The organism is Rhodohalobacter halophilus (genome assembly GCF_001715195.1).
In the GTDB taxonomy this organism is placed as follows: Bacteria; Bacteroidota; Rhodothermia; order Balneolales; family Balneolaceae; genus Rhodohalobacter; species Rhodohalobacter halophilus.
Map to the genome: position 1 here is coordinate 1 of NZ_MDWE01000053.1, position 664 is coordinate 664.

Sequence of the window (664 nt, forward strand, 5' to 3'; positions counted from 1 at the left end):
GGCATTTCTGCGGCGTGGTATTCAATTTTGAAGTCAAGCAAAAAACGCTTGCACGTCCGCAGGAAATGCTGGTTATGTGTTTTAGTTGGTTTGTGCTGCCTCTTCCAACTCGAACGCTAGATCATTAATTACATCGCAATATCCCCAGCCTATATTTTGGCAAGCAAATTGTAATTCATGCACCCGATCTTCGAACTGGTTAAAATATACAGGATACTTTTTTATCTGTTTGCAAAAGCCTTCAAACATTGACTCCAATGACGAATAAAATCCTTCATTCAGATCACCGAAATCATTGGTTATCTCAGTACCGACCTCTACGTAGTAAAGTTTCAGGTCCGCTACCTGACTTGGATATTCTTTCAATACTTTACTGTACTCATTTACTGCCTTTCGGGCGTTGGACAAATCTACTTTTGGAAACATTGATCGACCATAAAAATGCCCATGAATCTTTTTCTTTGCTTCATTGACAATGGATTCAAGATCAACAGCATCAGAACTCTGTAAGTAAAGCTTTAAAAATTGCTTGTTCTTCGGTGAAAGTTTACTTAACTCAAGAATTACTTCACGAAGCTCGTCAGGTTCAAGATCTTTAATGAGTGTCTTAATTGAAGGAGATCGTTTCATGAAATTATTGAGTTTGTAAAAAACACATAACGGT

The 664-nt window shown here is 37.7% G+C and carries 1 protein-coding gene; it reads right to left on the bottom strand.

From position 1 onward, the window contains the following. Window positions 1-81 precede the first annotated feature (81 nt). Window positions 82-664: DUF6155 family protein (locus BG260_RS12520; RefSeq protein WP_218089776.1), on the bottom strand; the 583-nt coding region annotated here is incomplete at its 5' end.